Origin of the sequence: Pseudolactococcus laudensis, assembly GCF_013449735.1 — a bacterium.
Taxonomy (GTDB): domain Bacteria; phylum Bacillota; class Bacilli; order Lactobacillales; family Streptococcaceae; genus Pseudolactococcus; species Pseudolactococcus laudensis.
Genome location: NZ_JACBNY010000034.1, coordinates 1 through 9,356, shown reverse-complemented (window position 1 = coordinate 9,356; position 9,356 = coordinate 1). Strand labels below are relative to the sequence as shown.

Here is a 9,356-nt window from a genome sequence, read left to right as displayed (position 1 = left end):
TAGAGGTCTATCCATTTATAAATTGTTGCAGGGGCCACGTCGTATTCTTTAGACAGCTGGGTGACGGATTGACCAGAATGATAGAAGGCGATAAGGGTTTCTTTAAATTCTTTTGAGTAGCGTTTTTGCATGTTTTTGTCCTTTGTCTAAATACTCTAAGATTTAAGGATAACATCAATTAATAACAATAATTTCAATATTAGAATATGTTTGAGCTTGAATAGATTTGATGCACTCTCTTATATACTCCTCTACATTGTAAACAGGAACTATAACGGATACTTTGTATTCCTCAATCTCTGTTTTATTAATACTCACTATGCCACCTTTTCTATTACTTTATTAGCCTCTTTCTGATCCATTTAATTGAAATAACTTCTCTAGAATGGTGCGTTTCTATAATATATTTTAAAGCAAAATTCTGGAGTCGATTTCCGTAATTCCAATAATCTCCACAAGTAACAATTCCTATTTTCATTTTTATTCTCCAAACTACAAGATAGCAACTTACTTCATAATAGTTGCTATCTATTTGATTTTCTTACCCTTAACTTTTTCCTGAATAATTCTTAGTGTTAAAAATACCTTAGAGTAAATCTTTCTTTGAGATTTCCAGATAGTTTCAATATTATCCCATGAATTTGTTACGATTTTATCTAATGAATCTTCCAAATGTTCATTAACTACACCATTTAATCTAGATAATCTTATCATTTTCAATACTGACTGAATTAAATTTGATTGTACTACATACAAAACTTCTTTATTTATTGATTTCATTTTTTCTAGATTACATTGAATTTCCTCCATAGAATTTACTAGAGAAAATTGTCTGATATTAAATTGGTGAGTAGCACTACTTTTTATTTGAACATAATGATATGTTGGTGAATTAATTATATTAGCAACTAAATCCGATTCTCTCTTTTGCAACTCCAAAAAGTATCGAATAACAAACTCCGTATCTTCCGCATAATATAAATTTTCTTTAAACTTCAATTCATTACTTTTTATTACTGAATTACTAAATATTTTATTAAACAAAAAGCCTTGATATCTATGATTATCTAAAATATTCATAAGAGTTCCATAAAAACTACAATCATAATTCTTACTTGCTTTGGGAATAACCCAAGTAGTTTCCCCGGTCTCTACAAATAGACTATTTAGAATAAAGGAATTTTTTGATTTTCCTATATATTCAAGAATATTACTTAAATGATTACTATCAATGTAGTCATCCCCATCTATAAAAATTATATACTCCCCTTCAGCTTCTTGAAGTCCCTTATTTCTTGCTGATGATACTCCTTGATTCACTTGAGAAATTACTTTTATTTTACTAGAATATTGATTTTTAAATTCTTCGATAATATTAAGTGAATTATCATCTGAACCATCATTAATAAGTATAATCTCAAAATCATTATAATCTTGATTGAGAACAGATTCTAAACAGCGATATAAATAATCTTCTAAGTTATATACTGGAATAATTATAGAAAATTTAACCATTATATTTTTTCCTTCTCCTGTCTCTCATTCCTACAAATCCTCCCAAAGTAATCATTAACAACGTTATACATTGTGGGGTATATGTATTAGCTTGATATATACTAACAAAAATCAATATCATTGGAACATAAAATAAAAATCTATTTTTGAATTGTGAATTCTTCTGTACTTTTTCCAACACTTCTTTACCCATAAAGTAGAATACACATATTAAAGCAATCGCACCTTGTACACCTATTTGGTATACAAATGATAATAAGGCTGTTTCTGATCCAGTAGTAAAATCAAGTTCTCCCCCTGTAAATACTGCTGAGGCGTTTCCTCCCACACCTAATCCAAAACCAATTGGTCGATGACTTATACTATCCAATGTCTCTTGGATTGCATAAAAGTGATTCCCTACAGCTCCTCCAAAATTTTTGAAATAATAATTTCCACCAATAAACATAATAATAGTTTGAGCTTGAATAGATTTGATGCACTCTCTTATATACTCCTCTACATTGTAAACAGGAACTATAACGGATACTTTGTATTCCTCAATCTCTGTTTTATTAATACTCACTATGCCACCTTTTCTATTACTTTATTAGCCTCTTTCTGATCCATTATTACCATCAATACTGGAAATAAAATTACAAACCTAAAAAATGATGTTTCTGTAAATGCAATTAAAAAATACATCATAATTACTAAACTTTGCAACCTAGTTTGTGTTTTTCTCTTAAGAAAAAATATGAAAAAGAAAGTTACAAATAAAAACAATGTAAACAAAATTCCTTTTGCTAGCAAACTTTGAAGATATGCTGTATCTAACATTGTATTTTTTACATCATTATTCCCTATCAAATGTATACCAAATGTAGAATAAATCTCTTGATAAAGCGCCAGACGACCAGAAAGCAAGCTATTGAGGTATTGATTAATAGGTAACTTTAACAACGAATAAGAGATGATTAAAAGAAGTAGTGGTAAAACTGTAATGCTCCTTTTTTCAAAATTTGAAACTTGCTTTTTAGTTTTTTTACTACTAACAAATAAAATACTCAAAATAAAAAATAAGATATATCCTGAAGTTCTTGATTGAGTAGTGTAAAATATAATAAAAGTTACAATCGCAATAAAAATTATAGTTATTCTTTTTCTTTCAGTACTCAAATATAATAAGGCTATCGCTATACCTAAAAAGCTCATCATTGCATAATTCGGGTGGATAAATCCTAAACTCATACGATTTATAAAAGCATCTCCACGCCACATTATCATATCAGAGCTTTTATTAAGAGACATCATTAAATACAGTACTATTGTCAAAATAAAACAAACACTAGAGGTAACAAAAAATGTTTTCATCACTTTTTTTAAATCTATTTCCGACTTACTTAACATAAAATAGAGTATCCACATTAAACCTAGACTGAAATTACTAGGGTCACGATTTAAAACTACAAAAATAAAGGAAATTAGTAGTACAATAATCTCCTTTAAAGAAAATCCTTTTCTTTTTTTACAGAATAAGATATAGGATAAGAGGATTGTACTCGCCATGCTAAAAGAGTATACTGAAGACGCAATTAATCTTGTATTATTTAAATATTCTAAAATTGCGACACATAAGGCAATCACTCTCATCTCTCTTGTCATGGTTATTTTATTCATGATAATTATTTTCCAATTCTTTTAATAACTTTTTCATAAAAATCATCCCCTACCCATTTTCTAAGTTGTATTTTAAGTCTTAAAAATTTATCTCTCTTATCTTTCCAACTCATATCATAGTGATGGATGGAGTATGTATTTTCCGTTATTTTTAATCGATTTGTTTCAAAACTTAGAGGACATAAATATTCAGTAGGTAAAATTATTGCGTTATCTATATGTTGAATTTCATTGTTGTTTTTTAGACCATATTTTTTCAAAAGATTCGTCGTATAGGTCACACAAGTTATATTATCATTGCCTGAAAAAGGAATATTAGTATACAATTCTAAATTAGCTCTCACAATTGGATGATTTACTTCAGCTCCAAACCCTAAACCCGTATTTACTCTACCAGCTCTTTCCATTCCTAAATATAAACTATTATACAGCAATTCATCAAGAGATTTTATAAGCTCTACATCCGTGTCAAGATATATACCGCCTTCATTCCAAATTATATCGAGCCTTGCAACATCCGTGACAAAAGCAAATTTTTTTTCTTGATATGCTTCCTTAATATATTGAATTTTATTTACATCATAGTTTTTCTCAGACCATTGTTTTATTTCATAATCTGGACAAAACCTTCTCCAACTTTCAATACATTTTAGCGCAGATTCTGGTAAAGGTTGCCCTCCGAACCAGCAATAGTGTATTACTTTTGGTATCATATCTTCTCACTTTTTATAAATAGCTGGTAAATTTCAGCACTGAATAATTTTATGAATTCAGTGTTGTGATTTACATTTTTTTGTAAGGTATCTGAAATTTTGGAACTAATAATATTTTCGAGAATGTCTTCAACATCTTCGCACAAAATCAATGAGTATCCCTTTTTCACAACCTGTTTACTTACCCAAAGTTGATGATCATTTATATGCTCATCAAATTTCATTTGCCGTGGAACAACTATCGGAATTTTACCTAGTTGTAATACTTGCATATAGGTAGATGGTCCGCCATGAGTAATAATCGTACTCGCTTCATTCATACATCTTTCCATAGTCTCATATCCAATAACCTTTTCCCATTTAGTATATTTGGGTTCATAAGTTGAGTACCCAATTTGCATGAATACATCGTCTTCGATTTCACCATCGCGTACAAGTTCATCAATTTTTTGAATGAGTCTATTAAATGGTTGTTCGTGAGTTCCAACCGTTACAAAAATCATTAGAAAATTCCTCCTAAATTAATTGCTTTAGGGTAAACTTTTTTTAACTCTTCCCATTGAACTATAAACTTATCAGTAACTGGATAAACTAATTTTCCTGTTAAGGTTGGTTTATCGATCCGGTCAAATATTTCAATATAGACTGTCTTTGCACCGAATAGTTTACCTAACCAAAAAAAAGGAACGGCTACCGCAGCACCACTCGAAATAATCAAATCTGGTTTTTCTTTTCTAAGTATTTTAAATGCAAGAATGGTATTTTTTATCGTGTTTTTTACATTTCTATTTGTGGGATAATAACAAGGATAAAATCTTTCTTCTTTCAATATAGATTTTGCATCTGCTTTATCAAATGTGACCCAAAATCTATCTTCGTTTTCCCAAAACTTTTTTAACAAATACAGGTGTGTCAAATGGCCACCGCTGGAACCTACTAATGCTATTTTCATTTTTTAATATGCGTCCGATCCGTTAATACTTTGTACAATTGTGAGTACTAGAAGCTTGATATCGTTTTTGGTACTATGGTACTGGAGGTAATAGAGTTCTAAATCTGCTCGTTGAGGAAAAAGAACTTTACTTCGACCATGTGTTGTCCAATAACCAGTAATTCCAGGTTTACACATGAGTAAGTAAGAGAGGCGCTCCCCATATTCTTTCGCTTCAAAAAGCAAAATTGGTCTTGGGCCAACCAATGCCATATCCCCTTTAAGAACATTGATAAATTGTGGCAGTTCATCAATTGAGTGTCGTCTTATAAATGAGCCAATCTTCGTTACCCGTGGATCGTTTTCTAGCTTATTGCCGTTGGCATGGTAAGCAGCTTTAACATCTGGATTAAGTTCTAGATACTGCTCGGCATTAAGAATCATTGTTCTAAATTTCAAAATATAAAAAATTTTACCGTTTTTTCCATACCGTTTTTGTTTATAGAACATTGGCCCTTGATCTTTTTTTGAGCTCATTTTGTAAGGCACATAAAGCAATGCAGCCGCGATAAGAAATAAACCTGAACCCACTAATCCCCCTAAAATATCAATCCCTCTTTTTATAATTATCTCTCTGTGAGAAAATTTTTTTAATTCTACTAACTTATGCTCTTCCGGTTCAGGTGATGAGACATCCTCAAGAACTTCCATTATTTACTCCATTTAATCCCTTTAAAAAAATCCTAAAAATTTTTTTGTTTTTAACTTTGTTGGTTTTTCTTGATAAAAACTTTCGTTTAAAATCACTGACTCTGCATTATTTTGAAACATTCGTGATACACCAGAACCATAACTATCTTCAATCATTTCAAATGCTTCCTTCATCTTAAATGCACGTGACGTAACATTATGCGCATCTGAGGCAACAAAATGCGTAAGATGGTTTTCTATCATTTTAAATGACAGCTTTTGTATTTTTTTACCAAAATGACCAGTGACACTTGAAGCGGTTATCTGACTTAGTACTCCTTGTTCAATAAAATCAAATAATATATCCGGGTTCTCAATGATTCCACTATTACGCTCAGGGTGAACCAAAATAGGTTGAAGCCCTTCCAATTGAATATTATAAAAAAGTTCTTTAGCATAAGCTGGCACATGATTTGATGGAAATTCAATCAATATATAACTTGAAGTGCCCGCTGCTGTCAGTAACTTTCCTTCAGAAAATTCTTTTAATAAATCACCATATATTCTCACCTCTTGTCCGGGTAAAACTTCAATTGGTAATTGATGTTCGTCAATGATATTTTGAACTTCCTTAACTTTTTTCAAAATAAGAGGTGATTCATTATTAAATTGAGGATTATGATGAGGAGTCGCAGTGATAGTTGTTATCCCTTCATCAATTGCTGATTTCAGCATTGTCAGAGTATCTCCAGAAGTTTTAGCTCCATCATCTATCCCCGGTAAAATATGGCAATGAATATCAATCATTTGCTCTCCTCTTCTACAAATTTCTGTCTTTTTTTGATTAAAATTTATTCCAATTACTCTACTCCGTAGTAGTAATACGACGGTGAGTCAGAAGAGTCTACCCCATGCAAAACAACTCCTAATATATTTGCATTAACTTGTCCCAGTATTTTTTTTGTTTTTGCTAAACTCTCTTTTTTTGTTTCATAGGCACGTACAACAAGAACCACTCCTCCTACATAACTACTCAAAATTTGAGCATCAGTAACTGCAGAGAGAGGTGGAGTATCAATCAAAACAACATCAAAGGAATCGGACACAGAGTCAATCAAATTCTTCATTGCACTAGATGCTAATAATTCCGATGGATTAGGTGGAATTGGACCAGAGGTGATTATTGTAAGATTTTCAGAAAGTCTTGTCCCTTGTATGGCATCTTCAATCGAAGATTGATGCATTAAAATATTGGTTAACCCTACTCTATTTTGTACTTTAAAAGTAATGTTAGCAGTCGGTTTACGAAGATCGCCATCAATTAAAAGTACTTTTTTACCTTGTTGTGCAAAAGCAACAGCTATATTAGCACTCGCGGTTGATTTACCTGCAGCTGCTTCTGAAGATGTTACTAGAAAACTTTTAATCCCTTGATCCGCCATTTTAAAATCAATGGTCGTACGAATCGTACGATATTGTTCGGAAATAGGTGATTGAGGATTGACACTGGTAATAATATAACGATTGTTGTTTATGCTTCTTTTATTTTTAGCCATCCTGAACTCCTATCTTTTATTCCTTTTTAATGATCTATTTACTTCATGGTCGCTAGGCGGACTTGACTTAGTTCCCGATTGCGTGCCATTTTTATTTGTATTCTTATTAAAATCACTCATTTGAGCATAGGTTGTTACACCAAGAACCGTGAGTCCCAGGGTTTCAATATCTTCTTCTTTATTAATTTTGTTATCAAACAATTCCTTCAATAAAGCAATGGCTAAACCTAAAACTAGTCCGGCTATAACAGATATCGCTAAATACAATTTAGGTTTAGGACTAATTGGTGTTGTTTGAGCTTTTGCTTTGGATAAGATATTAACATTCGTAACGTTCAATAAATTAGCTGCTTCCATACTAAATATGTTTGCAGTCTCATCTGCAATCTTTTGAGCAACATAAGGATTAGAATATTTAACAGTAAGTGTGATAACTTGTGAATTTGTTAGATTTGTTGCTGTAACTTGTTTTTGGAAAGCATTACTAGGTAGATTTAAATTACTCTGAACTTTATCAAGAATAACCGGGCTTACAATGACTTGGTTAATTGTATTGGCCATCTGGATATTCCCAGCCACTTGTCCAGCATAGGCTGACGAATTATCTGAATTTGGTAGTTTAACAACAAGTTGAGTTGTTGCTGTGTAAACAGGTGTGGCTATAAAAAATGTGTAGATGCTCCCTAATATTGTGACTATTAAAGCACTAAATAATATTAAACCTAACCTTTTGCGAATAATTTTAAAAATCCCACTTAAATCAATCGTTTGTTCCTGTGTTTCCTGCATTTCTTCTCCAATATTTAATAATTATTATTTATAACTTAATTAGTTTGCTGTAAAATATTTAGTAATATAATCTAGCCAAACCTTATTCCCCGAATCATTTAATGTTCTATATACTCCATCATCAGAAAACAGTCCCTTCATTTCATCAGAATTTTTGTCTGGGTAACTAGCCCAGTAGTCTATATAGGGATACTTTGTAGATAAAGATTGTTTAAATTGTTCTTCTTGTACGGGGTACACAACACCACCATAGATCGGTGGAGATGGTTGAACTATCAGCTCCGCTCCTGTACTAGCCAAATTTGTTATAAGCTGCTCATTACTAGTCAGTGAGGCTGTTGCATCAATGTTCTGGTTATCATTAAAAAGTGGAGCTTCATATAAAACAACATCAGGATTAGTGGCTAATACTTGGTTTTCAACTTTTTCAGCCAATAATTGTTCACTAGTTTCACCATTGTAAGTGATATTTTTGATGTTCCAAAACTTATTTCCATAATATTTTTGTAAGTTTTGTTGAAATTGTTCAGAAATAACTGAATCAGATTGCCAAATACAAGTTAAAGTAACTTCTTTATTTTTTGATGAAATATCATCTATTTTATTTTGAACTGATTTTGGTAAATTTTTATAATACTTTTTATAGGTAAGGTCTATCTGATTTTTTTCACTGCTATTTTTTACATCTTCTTTTCCTTTATTAGTTTTTGAAAGATTATTTATCCTAGAATTATAACTATAAAAACCTCCAATTATCAATGCTATGGATATCACTATAGTAATTACAAAAATTCCTTTTTTCATCATATTAATAAGAAAAACTCCCTAAATTTATTATTGTTATAACTCTATTTGATATTCTAAAAAAAGCCATTTTTGACAAATTATAAACATTTCTTTTTTCTCTTCTTGAGTCAGAGTTTTAAAAAGATTAATTGCAGAACTGTCATTAGGCTCATCAATTATACCCATCAGATATTTTGGAGACACATTAAAATACTCTGATAGTCCTATTGATCTTGTCCCAGAGGGTTCTCATCCCAACTTATAATTATTCAAAGAATTTCTAGGGTAACCCAATTCCCTTTCTATTTGATTTGCAGATTTACCACTTGATTCAACTAATTCCTTTAGACGATGGTAAAATAAATCATTCATAAATATAATCCCTCTTTTTATTAACTTCTGTAAGAAAAACCTTAGTTTTTCTGAAAAATTAAATCAAAACTTGCTTAAGTTAACCAATTTTGGTATTTTTTTAATTTTCATACTATATTAATATATTATATAAAATAAAATCTTTTAATGCAAGTGAAAGTATGGGTTTCAAACTTTAAACTGCAAGAAATTTTACGTATAAATAAAGATATAAGTTTAAGGGCACCTCTAAAAACGTATGAAAAGAGGTATAATAGATTAAAAATAAGCTAACGAGGTATTGAAGATGAATTTATTTGGAGATAGCGACTATCTTGAAAAATTAAGTTTAAAAGGAGACCCTCT

12 protein-coding genes and 1 pseudogene are annotated in these 9,356 nt (G+C 30.8%); all 13 read right to left on the bottom strand.

Going from position 1 to position 9,356, the window contains the following annotated elements:
- On the bottom strand, window positions 1-131 hold a 131-nt coding region (locus HZR21_RS10745; protein ID WP_021212625.1), incomplete at its 3' end, for an IS3 family transposase.
- Window positions 132-177: 46 nt separating this feature from the next.
- Window positions 178-297 (bottom strand): annotated as a pseudogene (locus tag HZR21_RS10740) (glycosyltransferase family 2 protein); the annotation flags it as partial.
- A gap of 231 nt (window positions 298-528) precedes the next feature.
- Window positions 529-1,515 carry a glycosyltransferase family 2 protein gene (locus HZR21_RS10735; RefSeq protein ID WP_180747626.1) on the bottom strand — a complete coding sequence of 329 codons (987 nt, stop codon included), beginning with the start codon at window positions 1,513-1,515 and terminating at the stop codon, window positions 529-531.
- Window positions 1,508-2,080 (bottom strand): glycosyltransferase, encoded by a 573-nt coding sequence (locus HZR21_RS10730; protein WP_180747625.1) that lies wholly within the window; start codon window positions 2,078-2,080, stop codon window positions 1,508-1,510. Before HZR21_RS10730 ends, HZR21_RS10735 begins: the two co-directional genes overlap by 8 nt.
- Window positions 2,080-3,174, bottom strand: a complete 1,095-nt coding sequence (locus HZR21_RS10725; RefSeq protein WP_180747624.1) for a hypothetical protein — start codon at window positions 3,172-3,174, stop codon at window positions 2,080-2,082. Before HZR21_RS10725 ends, HZR21_RS10730 begins: the two co-directional genes overlap by 1 nt.
- 5 nt (window positions 3,175-3,179) lie before the next feature.
- Entirely contained in the window at window positions 3,180-3,887 is a 708-nt protein-coding gene (locus tag HZR21_RS10720; protein WP_032491920.1) for a glycosyltransferase family 32 protein, read from the bottom strand.
- Window positions 3,884-4,390, bottom strand: a complete 507-nt coding sequence (locus tag HZR21_RS10715) for a glycosyltransferase (protein WP_046124632.1) — start codon at window positions 4,388-4,390, stop codon at window positions 3,884-3,886. The genes HZR21_RS10720 and HZR21_RS10715 overlap by 4 nt, the downstream gene beginning before the upstream one ends.
- Complete coding sequence (gene pssD / locus HZR21_RS10710) at window positions 4,390-4,839, bottom strand: PssD/Cps14F family polysaccharide biosynthesis glycosyltransferase (RefSeq protein WP_180747623.1); 450 nt, start codon at window positions 4,837-4,839, stop codon at window positions 4,390-4,392. The genes HZR21_RS10715 and pssD overlap by 1 nt, the downstream gene beginning before the upstream one ends.
- Window positions 4,840-4,842: 3 nt before the next feature.
- Entirely contained in the window at window positions 4,843-5,529 is a 687-nt protein-coding gene (locus HZR21_RS10705) for a sugar transferase (protein WP_180747622.1), read from the bottom strand.
- A 21-nt stretch (window positions 5,530-5,550) separates the two neighbouring features.
- Window positions 5,551-6,315, bottom strand: a complete 765-nt coding sequence (locus tag HZR21_RS10700) for a tyrosine-protein phosphatase (protein WP_180747621.1) — start codon at window positions 6,313-6,315, stop codon at window positions 5,551-5,553.
- 53 nt (window positions 6,316-6,368) lie between these two features.
- Window positions 6,369-7,064: a polysaccharide biosynthesis tyrosine autokinase gene (locus HZR21_RS10695; RefSeq protein ID WP_180747620.1), complete on the bottom strand. Its 696-nt coding sequence runs from the start codon at window positions 7,062-7,064 to the stop codon at window positions 6,369-6,371.
- A gap of 9 nt (window positions 7,065-7,073) precedes the next feature.
- Window positions 7,074-7,853 (bottom strand): Wzz/FepE/Etk N-terminal domain-containing protein, encoded by a 780-nt coding sequence (locus tag HZR21_RS10690; protein ID WP_180747619.1) that lies wholly within the window; start codon window positions 7,851-7,853, stop codon window positions 7,074-7,076.
- 39 nt (window positions 7,854-7,892) lie between these two features.
- Window positions 7,893-8,660 (bottom strand): SGNH/GDSL hydrolase family protein, encoded by a 768-nt coding sequence (locus tag HZR21_RS10685; protein ID WP_180747618.1) that lies wholly within the window; start codon window positions 8,658-8,660, stop codon window positions 7,893-7,895.
- Between the last annotated feature and the right edge of the window lie 696 nt (window positions 8,661-9,356).